This is a genomic window from Citrobacter sp. Awk 2, assembly GCF_028069815.1.
Classification (GTDB): Bacteria; Pseudomonadota; Gammaproteobacteria; order Enterobacterales; family Enterobacteriaceae; genus Citrobacter.
Window position 1 is genome coordinate 1 of the sequence record NZ_JANEWL010000103.1, and the last position, 16,144, is coordinate 16,144.

The 16,144-nt window shown below is 52.2% G+C and carries 18 protein-coding genes; 15 read left to right on the plus strand and 3 right to left on the minus strand.

The window, feature by feature from the left end:
* Positions 1 to 235 precede the first annotated feature (235 nt).
* Entirely contained in the window at positions 236 to 1,885 is a 1,650-nt protein-coding gene (gene pgi / locus NNO02_RS19590; protein WP_271440981.1) for a glucose-6-phosphate isomerase, read from the minus strand.
* 436 nt (positions 1,886 to 2,321) lie between these two features.
* On the opposite strand from pgi, the gene lysC reads away from it, so the two are divergent.
* Together lysC and NNO02_RS19600 are read left to right on the plus strand one after the other, a co-directional pair.
* Positions 2,322 to 3,671: a lysine-sensitive aspartokinase 3 gene (lysC, locus tag NNO02_RS19595; protein WP_271440982.1), complete on the plus strand. Its 1,350-nt coding sequence runs from the start codon at positions 2,322 to 2,324 to the stop codon at positions 3,669 to 3,671.
* Between the two features lie 136 nt (positions 3,672 to 3,807).
* On the plus strand, positions 3,808 to 4,080 hold the full coding sequence (locus NNO02_RS19600; protein WP_137381200.1) for a DUF3811 domain-containing protein: 273 nt from the start codon (positions 3,808 to 3,810) through the stop codon (positions 4,078 to 4,080).
* On the opposite strand, the gene rluF is transcribed toward NNO02_RS19600, so the two are convergent.
* The gene (rluF, locus tag NNO02_RS19605; RefSeq protein WP_137381201.1) at positions 4,077 to 4,952 is read right to left on the minus strand and encodes a 23S rRNA pseudouridine(2604) synthase RluF; all 876 of its coding nucleotides are present in this window, start codon (positions 4,950 to 4,952) and stop codon (positions 4,077 to 4,079) included. The two genes, NNO02_RS19600 and rluF, sit on opposite strands and share 4 nt — an antisense overlap.
* A gap of 469 nt (positions 4,953 to 5,421) precedes the next feature.
* Between rluF and NNO02_RS19610 the strand changes: the two genes are divergently transcribed.
* The 8 genes from NNO02_RS19610 (at position 5,422) to NNO02_RS19645 (ending at position 11,968) form a co-directional block, all read left to right on the plus strand.
* Positions 5,422 to 6,375: a sugar-binding transcriptional regulator gene (locus tag NNO02_RS19610; protein ID WP_271441902.1), complete on the plus strand. Its 954-nt coding sequence runs from the start codon at positions 5,422 to 5,424 to the stop codon at positions 6,373 to 6,375.
* Between the two features lie 70 nt (positions 6,376 to 6,445).
* Positions 6,446 to 7,252: an SDR family oxidoreductase gene (locus tag NNO02_RS19615; RefSeq protein ID WP_271455534.1), complete on the plus strand. Its 807-nt coding sequence runs from the start codon at positions 6,446 to 6,448 to the stop codon at positions 7,250 to 7,252.
* Between the two features lie 9 nt (positions 7,253 to 7,261).
* Positions 7,262 to 7,669 (plus strand): mannose/fructose/sorbose PTS transporter subunit IIA, encoded by a 408-nt coding sequence (locus NNO02_RS19620; protein ID WP_271455535.1) that lies wholly within the window; start codon positions 7,262 to 7,264, stop codon positions 7,667 to 7,669.
* Positions 7,669 to 8,163 (plus strand): PTS system mannose/fructose/N-acetylgalactosamine-transporter subunit IIB, encoded by a 495-nt coding sequence (locus tag NNO02_RS19625; RefSeq protein ID WP_271455536.1) that lies wholly within the window; start codon positions 7,669 to 7,671, stop codon positions 8,161 to 8,163. Before NNO02_RS19620 ends, NNO02_RS19625 begins: the two co-directional genes overlap by 1 nt.
* Before the next feature lie 65 nt (positions 8,164 to 8,228).
* Positions 8,229 to 9,026 carry a PTS mannose/fructose/sorbose transporter subunit IIC gene (locus tag NNO02_RS19630; protein WP_271441899.1) on the plus strand — a complete coding sequence of 266 codons (798 nt, stop codon included), beginning with the start codon at positions 8,229 to 8,231 and terminating at the stop codon, positions 9,024 to 9,026.
* 11 nt (positions 9,027 to 9,037) lie between these two features.
* A complete protein-coding gene (locus NNO02_RS19635) occupies positions 9,038 to 9,862 on the plus strand; it encodes a PTS system mannose/fructose/sorbose family transporter subunit IID (RefSeq protein ID WP_003031641.1) in 825 nt (274 codons plus the stop codon).
* A 68-nt stretch (positions 9,863 to 9,930) separates the two neighbouring features.
* Positions 9,931 to 11,154, plus strand: a complete 1,224-nt coding sequence (gene sorE, locus NNO02_RS19640) for an L-sorbose 1-phosphate reductase (protein WP_271455537.1) — start codon at positions 9,931 to 9,933, stop codon at positions 11,152 to 11,154.
* A 1-nt stretch (position 11,155) separates the two neighbouring features.
* On the plus strand, positions 11,156 to 11,968 hold the full coding sequence (locus NNO02_RS19645; RefSeq protein ID WP_271455538.1) for a shikimate 5-dehydrogenase: 813 nt from the start codon (positions 11,156 to 11,158) through the stop codon (positions 11,966 to 11,968).
* A gap of 49 nt (positions 11,969 to 12,017) precedes the next feature.
* Here NNO02_RS19645 and NNO02_RS19650 read toward each other — a convergent pair whose 3' ends face one another.
* Positions 12,018 to 12,374, minus strand: coding sequence for a hypothetical protein (locus NNO02_RS19650; protein WP_271455539.1), 357 nt, complete (start codon positions 12,372 to 12,374; stop codon positions 12,018 to 12,020).
* Between the two features lie 131 nt (positions 12,375 to 12,505).
* Here NNO02_RS19650 and NNO02_RS19655 point away from each other — a divergent pair, with 131 nt between their 5' ends.
* The 5 genes from NNO02_RS19655 (at position 12,506) to NNO02_RS19675 (ending at position 15,962) form a co-directional block, all read left to right on the plus strand.
* Positions 12,506 to 12,679: a hypothetical protein gene (locus tag NNO02_RS19655; RefSeq protein ID WP_012905930.1), complete on the plus strand. Its 174-nt coding sequence runs from the start codon at positions 12,506 to 12,508 to the stop codon at positions 12,677 to 12,679.
* Positions 12,680 to 12,749: 70 nt separating this feature from the next.
* Entirely contained in the window at positions 12,750 to 12,911 is a 162-nt protein-coding gene (locus tag NNO02_RS19660) for a phage protein (RefSeq protein WP_003841416.1), read from the plus strand.
* Positions 12,912 to 13,180: 269 nt separating this feature from the next.
* Positions 13,181 to 14,365: an MFS transporter gene (locus NNO02_RS19665; protein ID WP_239606421.1), complete on the plus strand. Its 1,185-nt coding sequence runs from the start codon at positions 13,181 to 13,183 to the stop codon at positions 14,363 to 14,365.
* 26 nt (positions 14,366 to 14,391) lie between these two features.
* Positions 14,392 to 15,084, plus strand: a complete 693-nt coding sequence (locus NNO02_RS19670; RefSeq protein ID WP_267449876.1) for a gamma-glutamylcyclotransferase — start codon at positions 14,392 to 14,394, stop codon at positions 15,082 to 15,084.
* The gene (locus NNO02_RS19675; RefSeq protein ID WP_239606423.1) at positions 15,081 to 15,962 is read left to right on the plus strand and encodes a LysR family transcriptional regulator; all 882 of its coding nucleotides are present in this window, start codon (positions 15,081 to 15,083) and stop codon (positions 15,960 to 15,962) included. The genes NNO02_RS19670 and NNO02_RS19675 overlap by 4 nt, the downstream gene beginning before the upstream one ends.
* Positions 15,963 to 16,144 lie beyond the last annotated feature (182 nt).

The following is a 16,144-nucleotide window of genomic DNA, read 5'->3' on the forward strand; positions in this document are numbered from 1 at the left end:
AAAAAACACAATACCCGGAAAATCTGAAAATATCAGAAACAGGATAACGTTGAATGAATTATTTTAGGATTAAGCTCAATTAAGAAATGAAGAAAAGGTGTAGATATCCTGGAGTAATCTTATAAAAAAAGCCGATATTAATATCGGCTTTTTTATTTCATTAATGCCGGATGGCGGCGAAACGCCTTATCCGGCCTACAAGTGTGCGCCTGTAGGCCTGATTAGCGCAGCGCCATCAGGCACGCCAGGACTTATAACGGTTAATCAAACCGTTGGTCGAGCAATCATGGCTGGTGATTTCTTTATCATCATTCAGTTCCGGCAGAATGCGGTTTGCCAGCTGTTTGCCCAGCTCCACGCCCCACTGGTCGAAAGTGAAGATGTTCAGGATGGCACCCTGAGTAAAGATTTTATGTTCATACAGTGCAATTAGCGCACCCAGGCTGAACGGCGTGATTTCACGCAGCAGAATAGAGTTTGTCGGACGATTGCCTTCAAACACTTTGAACGGCACAACGTGTTCGAGCTGGGCCGGATCTTTACCCTGATCGCGATATTCCTGCTCAACCACTTCACGAGATTTACCAAATGCCAGCGCTTCGGTCTGAGCGAAGAAGTTAGACAGCAGTTTCGGATGGTGATCCGACAGCGGGTTGTGGGTGATCGCCGGCGCGATAAAGTCACAAGGAACCATTTTGGTACCCTGGTGAATCAGCTGGTAGAACGCATGCTGGCCGTTAGTACCCGGCTCACCCCAGATGATTGGGCCAGTCTGGTAGTCCACGGCGTTACCGTTACGGTCAACGTATTTACCGTTGGATTCCATGTTGCCCTGCTGGAAGTAGGCCGCGAAGCGGTGCATATACTGGTCGTACGGCAGGATTGCTTCGGTTTCTGCACCGAAGAAGTTGTTGTACCAGATACCGATCAGCGCCAGCAGTACCGGCAGGTTTTTCTCCGCCGGGGTGGTGGAGAAGTGTTTGTCCATCGCATGTGCACCGGACAGCAACTCAACGAAGTTGTCGAAGCCCACGGACAGAATGATGGACAGGCCAATGGCAGACCACAGAGAGTAACGACCGCCAACCCAGTCCCAGAACTCAAACATGTTGGCAGTATCAATACCAAACTCGCCAACCGCTTTACCGTTGGTGGACAGCGCAGCAAAGTGTTTCGCAACGTGTTTATTGTCACCAGCGGTCGCCAGGAACCAGTCGCGCGCGCTGTGGGCGTTGGTCATGGTTTCCTGGGTGGTGAAGGTTTTAGACGCGACCAGGAACAGCGTGGTTTCCGGGTTCACTTTCTTCAGCACTTCGGCAATGTGCGTACCATCGACGTTAGACACAAAGTGCATATTCAGGTGATTTTTATATGGACGCAGCGCTTCGGTCACCATGAACGGGCCGAGGTCGGAGCCGCCGATACCGATGTTCACCACATCCGTGATCGCTTTGCCGGTGTAGCCTTTCCAGCTTCCGGAGATAATCGCTTCAGAGAAGGATTTCATTTTCTCCAGCACCGCATTCACTTCCGGCATCACATCTTTACCATCAACGATGATCGGCGTATTGCTACGGTTGCGCAGCGCCACGTGCAGCACGGCGCGGTCTTCGGTGCGATTGATTTTCTCACCGGAGAACATGGACTTGATGGCACCCGCCAGATCGGTCTCTTTCGCCAAATCCTGCAGTTTAGCCAGCGTCTCTTCCGTGATACGGTTTTTGGAGAAATCCACCAGCATCAAATCGTCAAACGTCGCGGAAAACTTAGTGAAACGATCGCTATCTTTCGCGAACAGGTCCGCGATAGTAACGTCTTTCATCTCTTCAAAGTGTTTTTGTAGTGCCTGCCAGGCTGAGGTCTGCGTTGGATTGATGTTTTTCATTAGCAATACTCTTCTGATTTTGAGAATTGTGACTGAGATCGATTGTAACGCCAGTCACAGAAAAGTGTGATTGTTTTAATGCCATTGCCAGGGCATCCGCCAAACGTGGCTAAAAAGTATAGCGGTTATCAGCGTTGTTATTAGTACCGTTACTCAACGCAGTTGCAGCATGAAAAATCCGCATAATCCCAGCGTTGACAGCACAGGCCATGCCTTTTATTTATATACATAAAGTCATTCGATATGCGTCAAGGCGGCAAACCTGAGAATCCACAGGAGCTTACTGAAGTAAGTGACTGTGGTGAGCAGGTGCAGCCAACGAAGAGGCAGATTGAAGGACGAAATGTAATACGGTATTTGCATTTGCGCCTGCACCGGTTTTTGTTCTGCCTTATGTGCCATGGTCGCTCTATTCATTCCCTGACACGAGGTAGTTATGACTGATGTAGTTGTCTCCAAGTTTGGTGGTACCAGCGTGGCGGATTTTGACGCCATGAATCGCAGCGCGGATGTCGTACTTTCCGATACTAACGTCCGCTTAGTGGTGCTTTCCGCTTCAGCAGGTATTACCAATCTGCTGGTTGCACTGGCAGAAGGTCTGGAGCCGACTGAGCGCTTCGAGAAACTCGATGCCATTCGTCAAATTCAGTTCAATATTCTGGAACGCCTGCGTTATCCGAACGTGATCCGCGAAGAAATTGAGCGTCTGCTGGAAAACATCACTACGCTGGCCGAGGCGGCCTCACTGGCTACCTCCACGGCGCTGACGGATGAACTGGTCAGCCACGGTGAACTGATGTCTACCCTGCTGTTTGTTGAGATCCTGCGCGAGCGTAACGTTCAGGCCCAATGGTTTGACGTACGCAAAGTGATGCGCACCAACGATCGCTTTGGTCGTGCTGAGCCAGATGTAGCGGCGCTGGCCGAACTAGCAGCCATCCAGCTTGCCCCGCGGTTGAGCGAAGGTCTGGTCATTACTCAGGGCTTTATCGGTAGCGAAAGCAAAGGCCGCACCACCACACTGGGACGCGGCGGCAGCGATTATACAGCCGCCCTGCTGGCCGAAGCGCTGCACGCTACGCGCGTCGATATCTGGACCGATGTTCCTGGCATTTACACCACCGATCCGCGCGTTGTTCCCGCAGCGCAGCGTATCGATGAGATCGCCTTCGAAGAGGCCGCGGAAATGGCAACCTTCGGTGCGAAAGTCCTGCACCCGGCAACCCTGTTACCTGCCGTACGTAGCGATATCCCGGTGTTTGTTGGCTCCAGCAAAGATCCAAAAGCAGGCGGCACGCTGGTGTGTAATAAAACCGCGAATCCGCCGCTGTTTCGGGCGCTGGCCCTGCGCCGCAAACAAACACTGTTGACGCTGCATAGCCTGAATATGCTGCACTCTCGCGGCTTTTTAGCGGAAGTGTTCGGCATCCTGGCACGCCACAATATCTCGGTAGATTTGATCACCACATCCGAAGTCAGTGTGGCGCTGACGCTGGACACCACCGGCTCCACCTCCACCGGCGATACACTGTTAACACAGTCTCTGCTGATGGAACTGTCTGCCCTGTGTCGGGTTGAAGTTGAAGAAGGTCTGGCGCTAGTGGCGTTGATTGGTAATGACCTGTCAAAAGCCTGTGGCGTCGGCAAAGAGGTGTTCGGTGTACTGGAGCCATTCAACATCCGCATGATTTGCTACGGCGCATCCAGCCATAACCTGTGCTTCCTGGTGCCGGGCACCGAAGCCGAGTTGGTCGTCCAGAAACTGCACCATAATTTGTTTGAGTGATATAAGCTCGCATGCCGGATGCGGCGAAACGCCCTATCCGGCCTGTAAATTCTCCGTAAGCCTGATAAGCAGCAGCGCTATCTCTCAGCCAGAGATTCCCGTAAACTAAAATCTCTGGCTAACTGAGGGCACCCTAATGGCACTCCCCCGCATTACCCAAAAAGAGATGACCGAGCGCGAACAGCGTGAACTGAAAACACTACTCGACCGCGCGCGTATTGCACATGGTCGACTACTCACCAACGCTGAGACCAACAGCATTAAGAAAGAGTACATCGATAAACTGATGGTTTTGCGCGAAGCAGAGGCAAAAAAAGCCCGCCAGTTGAAGAAAAAGCAGGCTTATAAACCGGATGCGGAAGCATCGTTTTCCTGGTCAGCGAATACGCCAACGCGCGGCAGACGTTAACGCCCTTTCTTCTTACGCCCCGGCGAGGTAAAACGCTTACCGTTTGCCGCCGGGCGCGATTTCTCTTTCTCCGCCGATTTTTCGATTTTCACCACTGGGCGCTTAATGCCTGCGGTTTTTGGCTTCGCTTTGGCCTTCGGTTTGGCTTCTGAGGACGAGTTCTCAATCAGCTTGAACAGACCGATCAGTTCGTCATCCGTCAGATCGCGCCATTCACCCAGCGGCAGGCCTGACAGACCAACGTTCATGATACGCGTACGCTCAAGCTTAGTAACTTCATAACCAAAGTGCTCGCACATGCGGCGGATCTGACGGTTCAGCCCCTGAATCAGCGTAATGCGAAACACAAACGGCGCTTCTTTCTTCACCTTACATTTTTTGGTAACGGTGCCGAGAATTGGCACACCGGCTCCCATCCCACGGATAAAGTCATCAGTGACTGGCTTATCTACCGTCACCAGATACTCTTTTTCGTGATCGTTACCGGCACGCAGGATTTTATTCACCAGGTCGCCGTGGTTGGTCAGAAAGATAAGTCCCTGAGAGTCTTTGTCCAGACGACCAATTGGGAACACACGCTTGCTGTGGTTAACAAAATCAACAATGTTGTCGCGTTCGCTGTCTTCAGTGGTACTGACAATCCCCACGGGTTTGTTCAGCGCAATAAAAACCAGATCTTCCGCTTCGCGCGGCTCAATCAACCGACCATTTACTTTTACGACGTCGCCAGGCATCACCTGATCGCCAATGGTGGCGCGTTTGCCATTCAGGAAGACATTCCCTTGTTCGATAAAGCGATCTGCTTCGCGACGCGAGCAGATTCCGCTTTCACTGATGTATTTGTTTAATCGGATAGATGAGTCGGGCAGCATAATTTCTCCTGTATACACGTCATCCTTCAGGCTGTCTCTGCGTTGGCTGCCTTCACTCACCCAGGTCACATAGCTCTCTATGCTCCCAGGGATTCGCTCCCTTGCCGCCTTGATACAACTTAAATGACTTTGTGTATTAAAAGCGAAATATACCCTACCTTGCGGGCGATAAAAAATAATCGTGTTCGAATGCCAGAACGCTATTTGTGATCCGCCACACCTTTCGACACAAAAGTGTCAGCACCCCATGCCTGCAATTTTGTTGCGCGAAAATACACAGAATCAAGGCATTACATCAATAAGCACATATGTGCCGACAACGCGCTATCTGCACATCAAATGTGCAACACAAACTGCCAGTTCATGGCGCTGAAAGAAGAGAAAATTACTTTGAACTGGGCCATGGATGGGGTTATATCAGATCAAGAAGACAATTTAGTGATTTGCACAAATGTGCAGGAGCCCAAAGATGGCAACGGAAAACAGCGATGATATCCGCCTGATCGTAAAAATAGCGCAGCTCTATTACGAACAGGATATGACGCAAGCGCAAATCGCCCGCGAGCTGGGAATTTATCGCACCACGATCAGCCGCCTGCTAAAACGTGGCCGCGAATCAGGCATCGTTACCATTGCCATTAATTACGACTTCAACGAGAACCTGTGGCTGGAACAACAGCTAAAACAGAAATTTGGCCTGAAAGAAGCGGTGGTGGTCTCCTGCGACAGCGAACAGGAAGACGAACAGCTCGCGATGATGGGGGTGCACGGCGCACAGCTGCTGGAGCGCTTACTGGAACCCGGCGATATTATCGGCTTCTCATGGGGGCGCGCCGTTCGGGGGCTGGTCGAAGGGTTATCCCCCGCCAGCCAGTCGCGCCAGCTGATCTGCGTACCGATTATCGGCGGCCCCTCCGGCAAGCTTGAAAGCCGCTACCACGTCAATACGCTGACCTACAGCGCCGCGGCAAAGCTCAAGGGTGAATCGCACCTGGCCGATTTCCCGGCACTGCTGGAAAACCCGCTGATCCGTAACGGGATTATGCAGTCCCAGCACTTCCGGTCGATTTCCGCCTACTGGGATAACCTGGACGTCGCGCTGGTCGGCATTGGCTCCCCGGCGATCCGTGACGGTGCCAACTGGCACGCCTTTTACGGCAGCGAAGAGAGTGATGACCTGCATGCCCGCCATGTCGCCGGAGACATCTGCTCGCGCTTTTATGATATCGACGGCGTGACGGTAGAGACCAGTATGAGTGAAAAAACACTCTCGATCGAAACCAATAAATTAAAGCAGGCACGTTACTCCATCGGCATTGCCATGGGGGAAGAAAAACTGAGTGGAATACTTGGCGCATTACGTGGAAATTATATTAACGGTTTAGTCACTAACAGTCATACCGCTGAATTGCTGTTGAAGTAAATATATTCGAATTGATCCTGACATAATTTACTTTATGCAGGGTCCCCTTATCTTAAATTGGGAGTTGATTATGCAAACGTGGTTAAATCTACAGGATAAAGTCATTATTGTTACCGGTGGCGCATCAGGAATTGGCCTGGCTATTGTTGAAGAGTTATTAGCGCAAGGTGCTAATGTACAAATGGCAGATATTCATGGTGGCGACGGTAAATATACCGACCACAGCAAATATCATTTCTGGCCAACAGATATTTCCAGCGCCAAAGAAGTTAGTCACACCGTTGCTGAAATTATCCGTCGTTTTGGCCGTATTGATGGGCTGGTGAATAACGCGGGGGTTAATTTCCCGCGCCTACTGGTCGATGAAAAAGCCCCGGCCGGGCAATATGAACTCAATGAAGCCGCTTTTGAAAAAATGGTCAACATCAACCAAAAAGGCGTTTTTTTAATGTCACAAGCGGTAGCGCGCCAGATGGTAACACAGCATGACGGCGTGATTGTGAATGTCTCTTCAGAAAGCGGACTGGAAGGTTCTGAAGGTCAGAGCTGCTATGCCGCCACCAAAGCCGCACTAAATAGCTTTACCCGCTCGTGGTCGAAAGAACTGGGCAAACACGGGATTCGTGTGGTCGGTATTGCGCCTGGCATTCTGGAAAAAACCGGGCTGCGCACCCCCGAGTATGAAGAAGCGCTGGCCTGGACCCGCAATATCACCGTTGAGCAGCTACGCGAGGGATATACCCGGAACGCGATCCCGATTGGACGTTCGGGGCGTTTGGGCGAAGTCGCTGATTTTGTTTGTTATCTGTTGTCTGAACGTGCCAGCTACATCACCGGGGTAACCACTAACATTGCGGGCGGAAAAACGCGCGGCTAAGGAGGTTTTATGGTCAATGCAATCTTCTGCGCCCACGGCAAATTGGCCTGCGCCATGCTGGAATCGGTGCAAATGGTCTACGGCGATGCCAACGTTGAAGCGGTAACGTTTGTCCCCGGCGAGAACGCCAGCGACATCGTGGCAAAGTTGAAAAAGTTAGTAAGCACTCACACTAATGATGAATGGCTGATTGCCGTCGATTTGCAGTGTGGCAGTCCATGGAATGCCGCCGCAACGCTGGCGATGCAAAACCCGGCGATACGCGTTATTAGCGGGTTGTCGCTGCCGCTGGCACTGGAGCTGGTTGACAACCAGAGCAGTATGAATGTGGATGAGCTGTGCGAACACCTGACGACCATTGCTCAACAAACCTGCGTTGTCTGGCAGCATCTGGCAACGACCGAAGAGGATTTTTGATGAACATTACCCTTGCCCGTATTGATGACCGCCTGATCCACGGCCAGGTCACTACCGTCTGGTCGAAAGTGGCCAACGCCCAGCGGATTATTATCTGCAATGATGAGGTATATAACGATGAAGTTCGCCGAACATTATTACGCCAGGCCGCCCCGCCAGGGATGAAGGTCAACGTCGTGAATATCGAAAAGGCGGTGGCGGTTTATCATAATCCGCAATATCAGAATGAAACCGTTTTTTATCTCTTTACCCGTCCGCAGGATGCGCTGGCCATGGTTAAGCAAGGGGTAAAAATCGCCACCTTAAATATTGGCGGCATGGCCTGGCGACCGGGTAAAAAACAATTAACCAAAGCCGTTTCTTTAGATGATGACGATATTAATGCTTTTCATCAATTGGATCAGTTGGGAGTGAAACTGGATTTACGCGTCGTTGCCTCCGACCCAGCAATTAATATTCTTGAGAAAATAAAAGAGCAGTCCGTTAGCGAATAATAAATAGCGCCTGTAGAAATATGCCGTAACAGGCAGGGATCGTTATACCCTTAAGGTGACAAATTATGGAAATTAGTACCCTACAAATTATCGCCATATTTATATTTTCCTGTATTGCCGGAATGGGCAGCGTGCTGGATGAATTCCAGACCCACCGCCCGCTCATCGCCTGTACCGTTATCGGCCTGATCCTTGGTGATTTAAAAACCGGGATTATGCTCGGCGGCACGCTGGAGTTGATTGCTCTGGGTTGGATGAACGTCGGTGCCGCGCAGTCCCCCGATTCGGCGCTTGCCAGTATTATCTCCGCCATTCTGGTTATCGTCGGGCAACAGAGTATCGCTACCGGTATCGCCATCGCCCTGCCGGTCGCGGCGGCAGGCCAGGTGCTGACGGTATTCGCTCGCACCATCACTGTGGTATTTCAGCATGCGGCGGATAAAGCCGCGGAAGACGCACGCTTTCGCACCATCGATATGCTCCACGTTTCCGCGCTCGGCGTACAGGCGCTGCGTGTCGCCATTCCTGCATTAATCGTCTCACTGTTTGTCAGCGCCGATATGGTCAGCAACATGCTGAACGCCATCCCGGACTTCGTCACGCACGGGTTGCAGATTGCCGGTGGTTTTATCGTGGTGGTCGGTTACGCCATGGTGCTGCGCATGATGGGCGTGAAGTACCTGATGCCCTTCTTCTTCCTCGGGTTTATCGCCGGGGGTTATCTCGATTTGAGTCTGCTGGCTTTCGGTGGCGTGGGCGTGATTATCGCGCTGGTCTACATCCAGTTGAACCCGCAGTGGCGTAAAGCCGAACCGCAGGCGCAAGCCGCCTCTTCTCAAGCTCTCGATCAGCTTGATGACTAATGGAGCCGACCATGGAACAGAAAAAACTGACCAAATCCGACCTGTTTAGCATGTTTGTTCGCTCCAACCTGCAACAGGCGTCATTCAACTTTGAACGTATTCATGGGCTGGGTTTTTGCTACGACATGATCCCAGCCATTAAGCGCCTGTATCCGCTGAAGGAAGATCAGGTCGCAGCGCTCAAACGCCACCTGGTGTTCTTCAACACCACACCTGCCGTGTGTGGCCCGGTAATTGGCGTGACCGCCGCGATGGAAGAAGCGCGTGCCAATGGCGCGGAAATTGACGATGGCGCGATCAACGGCATCAAAGTCGGGCTGATGGGCCCACTCGCCGGCGTCGGCGATCCGTTGGTATGGGGAACATTGCGCCCGATTACTGCCGCGCTCGGCGCGTCTTTGGCACTGTCCGGTAACATTCTCGGCCCGCTATTGTTCTTCTTTATTTTCAATGCAGTACGTCTGGCGATGAAGTGGTACGGCTTACAGCTTGGCTTTCGTAAAGGGGTCAACATCGTCAGCGACATGGGCGGTAACCTGCTGCAAAAACTGACCGAAGGGGCATCAATTCTGGGTCTGTTTGTGATGGGGGTGCTGGTCACCAAGTGGACCAGCATCAACGTGCCGCTGGTGGTATCGCAAACGCCAGGCGCAGACGGTACCACCGTCACCATGACCGTGCAGAACATACTCGATCAGCTCTGCCCTGGCCTGCTGGCGCTGGGTCTGACGCTGCTGATGGTGCGGCTACTCAACAAGAAAATTAATCCGGTATGGCTGATATTCGCCCTGTTTGCACTGGGGATTATCGGTAACGCGCTGGGCTTCCTGTCCTGATTTTTCCGCCCCGGCGATGTCGGGGCAACGTCAACAAATTGTCCTCGAAAGAGGAAGAGGTGGTAACAATGCAAACAACAACAGCTTTACGCCTTTATGGTAAACGCGATCTGCGCCTGGAAACCTTCGACCTTCCCGAAATGCAGGATGATGAAATTCTGGCCTCGGTCGTGACCGACAGCCTGTGCCTTTCTTCCTGGAAAGAGGCTAACCAGGGTGAGAATCACAAAAAGGTACCAGACGATGTGGCCACCAACCCGATTATCATCGGCCACGAGTTCTGCGGCGATATTCTCGCCGTGGGGAAAAAATGGCAGCATAAGTTTCAGCCCGGCCAACGCTATGTTATTCAGGCTAACCTGCAACTGCCGGATCGCCCGGACTGCCCCGGCTACTCCTTCCCGTGGGTGGGCGGCGAAGCCACGCACGTCATCATACCCAATGAAGTGATGGAGCAGGATTGCCTGCTGGCCTACGAAGGTGAAACCTATTTTGAAGGCTCGCTGGTTGAGCCGCTTTCCTGCGTGATTGGCGCATTCAATGCCAACTATCATCTGCAGGAAGGCACTTACAACCATAAGATGGGCATTCGCCCGCAAGGGCGCACGCTGATCCTCGGCGGTACCGGGCCAATGGGATTGCTGGCAATCGATTATGCGTTGCACGGCCCGGTCAATCCGGCGCTGCTGGTAGTGACTGACACCAATAACGACAAGTTGAGCTACGCCCGCAAACACTATCCTTCTGAGCCACAAACGCTGATCCACTATCTCCACGCCCAGGATGCGGCTTACGACACGCTGATGGCGCTGAGCGGTGGTCACGGGTTTGACGACATATTTGTGTTTGTGCCCAATGAACAGTTGGTCACACTGGCCTCTTCCCTGCTGGCCGCCGATGGCTGCATGAATTTCTTTGCCGGCCCGCAGGATAAGCAGTTCAGCGCGCCAATTAACTTCTACGATGTGCATTATGCTTTCACCCATTACGTTGGCACGTCTGGCGGCAATACCGACGATATGCGCGCGGCGGTAAAACTGATCGAAGAGAAGAAGGTTCAGGCCGCAAAAGTGGTGACGCACATTCTGGGGCTGAATGCGGCTGGTGAAACAACGCTGGAACTGCCAAAGGTCGGCGGCGGGAAAAAGCTGGTCTACACTGGCAAAGCGTTACCGCTAACCGCACTCACGCAGATTGACGATCCGGCCCTGCGCGATATCCTGGAACGTCATCAGGGGATTTGGTCACAGGAAGCCGAACAGTACGTATTGTCTCACGCCGGGGAGATTTAACATGATTAACCGCGACACCCAACTGTGCATGTCGCTGGCCGGTCGCCCCGGCAACTTTGGCACGCGTTTTCACAACTATTTGTATGAAAAGTTAGGATTAAATTTTATCTACAAAGCCTTTACTACGCAGGATATTGAGGCCGCAGTGAAAGGCGTTCGCGCACTCGGGATCCGCGGCTGTGCGGTATCGATGCCGTTTAAAGAGAGTTGCATGCCGTTTCTGGATGCCATCGACCCTTCCGCAAGCGTCATTGATTCCGTCAACACTATCGTCAATGACAACGGCACGCTGACAGGATTTAACACCGACTACATTGCAGTAAAAAGTCTGATTGCCAGCCACCAGCTTGATAACCGCGCACGCGTTATGATCCGCGGCAGCGGTGGAATGGGTAAAGCAGTCATTGCCGCATTTCGCGATGCTGGTTTTCACGATGTCATCATCGCCGCCCGTAACCGTGAGAGCGGCCCGGAGCTGGCAAAACAGTACGGTTTTCAGTGGCAACCGCAGCCGGAAGGGATTGCCTGCGATATTCTGGTCAACGTAACGCCCGTCGGCATGGCAGGCGGTAAAGAGAGCGATGAACTGGCCTACAGCGAAGCAATGGTCGCTGCCGCCAGCGTGGTGTTTGACGTCGTCGCCCTGCCGCCGGAAACACCGGTGATTAAGCTGGCGCAAAAGCTGGGTAAAAAAACCATCAGCGGTGCAGAGGTGATTGCCTTACAGGCCGTAGAGCAGTTCGCCATGTACACCGGCGTACGCCCGGATGACGCGCTAATCGCCGAAGCGGCAGAATTTGCGCGGGCGGGGTAAAGAAGCAGGAACAGAGCGCCAGGGATGGGCGCTCTGTTTATTTTAGGTACTATGCAACAGCAAACAGTTGCTGGTCAGCTTTCGCTTCCAATTGCGCCAGCGCGGGAATCAACTGGCTGATGTTTACCAGACTGTGCCCTAACTGGCATATGCTCTCATACGCAAAATGTTCCTGACCTTCACCCGCCATGGTCAGCAGGCTTTCGCCCATAAAATTCAGCGTCTGGTACAACCCTGCCAGCGCCTCTTCGCAGCCAAACGATAGCGCCAGATTTTCTTCGGTAGTGAGATGTCTACAATCAAGATGGCGGAACGCCTCGGCGAGTGGAAAATAAAGCAGATCGGCCTGTAAAATGAGAGCAGAAGACGCAAAACAGGCGTTAGTGGTACTATTAGCATCAGCCATAGCATTACCTCGTATAATGTTGTGGTTAGAAGCTCGGTATGTGTTGGCGCACTGCCGGGCTTCGTTGTTTCTGTAAGACAATTGACTTACACTTGTCTTACGATTACCAATGTAAATCAGGTGTCAGACACATGTCAACGGTAGAATTCAAAAAGAAAGGCAACAAACAAATCGCATTACGTGTCGAGCCGGAACTGGAAGCAGGGATTCAGAAAGCGCTTTCAATGGATGGTGACGCTTCAGTATCCGCATGGATTAAGCGCATTATCAGGAAAGAACTGAAGCAGAAAGGGATTGAAGTTTAGAAGTTGGTATTTATGACATGTAAGAGTAGTGTGTCATCACACATCTCATGTAATTAAGGTGTCAATACACATGAACGAAAGAAGAGGCAATCCCCCGTTTCAATTCCGTCTGGATCCGGAACTGCGCAAAGCGATGGAAGAAGCACAACGACAGGATGGCGATGAATCGTTGGCAGCCTGGATTAAACGTGTGATTAGAAAAGAGCTGAAACAGAAAGGAATTGAAGTGTAACAGGCAGTAGTTTATATCGCTTTTCTGAAGGTCTGCTCAGAGCGAAGAGCAGACTAAACCCGGCCAACTGACTCTTAACGGGGCCGCAGAAATTTTGCATCTGAGCTTTCGAAGCCCCTCCCCTGAAGACAGAAAATTTCTGTGTGCTGTGGAGACATTATATCTTTGCCTTAGGTATAAATAATTTTATTCCACATGAAATTTACATTATTTTATTTATCTGCTTGTCTAAATCAGACTGCACTCCTTACTTAAATCAGGAGGCAGTCATGCCATTTGTTATTTATGTTTTCACTATCAGTGCCTTTGCGCTCGGACTCGCGGAATTTGTCCCCATTGGGCTGACCGACGTCATGGCTCAGGGGTTGGGGGTGGGTGTGGAGCAGACCGGTGCAGCGGTTACGACCTATGCACTGGGGGCAACGTTCGCGGCACCCGTACTGTCTGCGCTGACCGCAAGCTGGAACCGGAAGAATGTGATGCTTACCACCGCCGTTGTGTTTACCGCCGGTAGTCTGGCGGCCGCGTTTGCAGCCACATTACCTCAGCTCCTGTTGGCGCGGTTCATTGCTGGTCTGGGGCATGGCCTGTTTCTGGCTGCGGCATCCAGTACCGCAGCTCGTCTGGCTGGACCGGGTAAAGCAGGCAGAGCGGTGGCTGTGGTATTTGGTGGCTTTACTCTGGCGATGGCAATCGGCGTGCCGCTAAGTACATGGCTGGGTGGCGTGGTCTCATGGCGTCCAGTTCTCGGCGCTATTGCCGCTTTCGGCGCGCTCGGATTCCTTGGACTGTTGTTCGGTATGAAAGACCCCGTACGCAGCGTCCCCGGCGAACATAGTGGTTCAGCAATGCAGAATATTAGCATGCTGTTTAACCGTAAGTTACTGGCCGGCGCGCTGGTTACGGTGCTGGCGTATGCAGGCTCGTTTACGGCTTACACCTTTATCGCACCTATTCTGATGCAGGTGACAGGCGTAACCGGAGCAACGGTGAGTCTGTTTATGCTGGTTTATGGTATTACCGCTGCGGTAGGCAACATTCTGGGTGGAAAACTTACCGACAGCATGGGGGTGAATCGTGCCAATATACTCATTATTAGCGGCATTGTTATTGTCGTGCTGGGTATGTGGCTGCTGGCTTCCTCACCAGCGAGCATGGGTATTCTGGTTGCGCTGCTGGGTATGCTGACATTTGCCGCAGTGCCGGCACTGCAGGCCCGTCTGATTGGTGTCGCTGAGCAACATGCTCCTCATGCGCATGGCGTTGCTGCCGGCCTGAATATCGCGGGCTTCAACTCCGGTATCGCGCTGGGTTCAGTACTGGGCGGTCTTACCATCACACACGCCGGTATTGTGTATACCGGTATCAGCGGTGCGATTGTTTCTCTGCTCGGCCTACTGTTGCTGCTTGCACAAATCAGTCGCCGTCACAGCAGTAAATTTCAGCAGGCTTAAATCCTGTGCCAGGAAAGGGAGGTAATATGCTTACCCGTGAAGATATGCTCAATGGCGCATTTGTCAGAGCGCATGAAACGCTGCTCCCGGCACACATGCGCTGGGACGCTGAAAAAATACGGGCATCAATGTACTCCACTCTGGAGGAGCGCCCGATAGGCGCTCCTGTGTGGATATTTGCCTACGGGTCATTGATGTGGAATCCCGCGCTGGCGATTGAAGAAATGCAACGGGCCCGTCTGAAAGGATGGCAGCGCAGTTTCTGTATCCGGCTGATATCCGGACGAGCCACCCCTGATATCCCCGGCAGAATGTTATCTCTTGACGAGGGTGGAATAACCGAAGGTATGGCGTTCAGACTGCCGGAATCGACTCTGATACATGAGTTGGAGATGGTCTGGACGCGAGAGATGATTACCGGTCTGTACCGTCCTGTCTGGGCTGAAATTTCGCTCGGAAACGGTGAGGAAATTCAGGCGCTAGCTTTCGTATCAGACAGATTGCATCCGCATTATGAACAGGACAATCTTACAGCGACCGTAGCGTCGAGCATCGCATCTGCCCGCGGAGACATTGGCACGAATGCAGATTATGTATGGAAACTGCAGGCCACTCTGGGTGCGTTGGGAATACGGGATGATTACGTGAGTGAACTGGCCCTTGCTCTGCATGAGGCTCCCTGTAACGATAAACTTCATCAGCGAGGCGCTTCACTATGAGCCATCTGAGCCACCTGCGAACGTTTCTTGAGGCCTATCGCTCTGGCTCCTTTTCAAAGGCGGCAGAGCTACTGGGCATCACTCAGCCCGCAGCGTCACTACATATCCAATCTCTTGAGACTCTGGTTGGTAAGCGTCTGTTCATCAGGCAGGCCAGAGGCGTGACGGCGACCGAAGCTGCGGATGAGCTTGCCCGCTCCGTTTCACCCTTCATTGACGGTCTGGAAGAAAAGCTATCGTCTTTCCGGTCAGGCCCTGTGCGCGGGGGAACAATTAATCTGGCAGGACCTCCGGATTTTATTCATTCCCGGCTTGGGGCTGTAATGGCTCCATTAATGAAGGAGGGGTATCGCCTGCGCTTTCATACCGGCAATAAACAACGTATTTATTCCCTTTTGCATGACGGGAGCGCCGATCTCGCAGTTACCGCATCTATGCCTGATAACCGTCTGTACGGCTATGCACATCTCCTGACTGAACGCATGCTCCTTGTTCATGCTCCCGCTATGTCAGAGGTCATAGGATCAGAACCTGGTGCTGAAACGCTTGCCTCATTACCGCTGATTGCTTATGACGAAGAGTTGCCACTGATTAGAGCGCTCTGGGCCTCCATGTTTCAGAAAGCCCCTGAGATGCAGGCTGCATTCACCATTCCGGATTTACGTATTATCCGCGACCTGGTCTGCGACGGACATGGATGGACGGTGTTACCGGATTATCACTGTGACAATGACCTGAAAAGCGGGCGTCTGATTTCAGTTACACCTGCAGATCTCGCCCCGACTAATCATCTTTATCTGGTCTGGAACAAAAGGACGGCTAATAACAGCCGAACCGCCTATGTTCGGGATTACATTCTTAAAGCGTTTCCGCGTTGATGTCTGAGGCGAATGATTGACGACGCGTATCATAAGTTACGTATATCCGCTCCTGGCTGTGAGTTCAACTGATGGACGCAACACACTTATTGAACCGTTCTGCGGGTGATTCATAGTCTAGCGTTTTTCTCGGCCTTTCGTTGAGCTGTCTGGCAACACTGTTAAGTCTTTGCTGGCTGTGA

Excerpts from the sequence above, each read along its gene's own strand:
- pgi (WP_271440981.1), bottom strand. The coding sequence starts at position 1,885 with ATGAAAAACATCAATCCAACGCAGACCTCAGCCTGGCAGGCACTACAA.
- lysC (WP_271440982.1), top strand. The coding sequence starts at position 2,322 with ATGACTGATGTAGTTGTCTCCAAGTTTGGTGGTACCAGCGTGGCGGAT.
- NNO02_RS19600 (WP_137381200.1), top strand. The coding sequence starts at position 3,808 with ATGGCACTCCCCCGCATTACCCAAAAAGAGATGACCGAGCGCGAACAG.
- rluF (WP_137381201.1), bottom strand. The coding sequence starts at position 4,952 with ATGCTGCCCGACTCATCTATCCGATTAAACAAATACATCAGTGAAAGC.
- NNO02_RS19610 (WP_271441902.1), top strand. The coding sequence starts at position 5,422 with ATGGCAACGGAAAACAGCGATGATATCCGCCTGATCGTAAAAATAGCG.
- NNO02_RS19615 (WP_271455534.1), top strand. The coding sequence starts at position 6,446 with ATGCAAACGTGGTTAAATCTACAGGATAAAGTCATTATTGTTACCGGT.
- NNO02_RS19620 (WP_271455535.1), top strand. The coding sequence starts at position 7,262 with ATGGTCAATGCAATCTTCTGCGCCCACGGCAAATTGGCCTGCGCCATG.
- NNO02_RS19625 (WP_271455536.1), top strand. The coding sequence starts at position 7,669 with ATGAACATTACCCTTGCCCGTATTGATGACCGCCTGATCCACGGCCAG.
- NNO02_RS19630 (WP_271441899.1), top strand. The coding sequence starts at position 8,229 with ATGGAAATTAGTACCCTACAAATTATCGCCATATTTATATTTTCCTGT.
- NNO02_RS19635 (WP_003031641.1), top strand. The coding sequence starts at position 9,038 with ATGGAACAGAAAAAACTGACCAAATCCGACCTGTTTAGCATGTTTGTT.
- sorE (WP_271455537.1), top strand. The coding sequence starts at position 9,931 with ATGCAAACAACAACAGCTTTACGCCTTTATGGTAAACGCGATCTGCGC.
- NNO02_RS19645 (WP_271455538.1), top strand. The coding sequence starts at position 11,156 with ATGATTAACCGCGACACCCAACTGTGCATGTCGCTGGCCGGTCGCCCC.
- NNO02_RS19650 (WP_271455539.1), bottom strand. The coding sequence starts at position 12,374 with ATGGCTGATGCTAATAGTACCACTAACGCCTGTTTTGCGTCTTCTGCT.
- NNO02_RS19655 (WP_012905930.1), top strand. The coding sequence starts at position 12,506 with ATGTCAACGGTAGAATTCAAAAAGAAAGGCAACAAACAAATCGCATTA.
- NNO02_RS19660 (WP_003841416.1), top strand. The coding sequence starts at position 12,750 with ATGAACGAAAGAAGAGGCAATCCCCCGTTTCAATTCCGTCTGGATCCG.
- NNO02_RS19665 (WP_239606421.1), top strand. The coding sequence starts at position 13,181 with ATGCCATTTGTTATTTATGTTTTCACTATCAGTGCCTTTGCGCTCGGA.
- NNO02_RS19670 (WP_267449876.1), top strand. The coding sequence starts at position 14,392 with ATGCTTACCCGTGAAGATATGCTCAATGGCGCATTTGTCAGAGCGCAT.
- NNO02_RS19675 (WP_239606423.1), top strand. The coding sequence starts at position 15,081 with ATGAGCCATCTGAGCCACCTGCGAACGTTTCTTGAGGCCTATCGCTCT.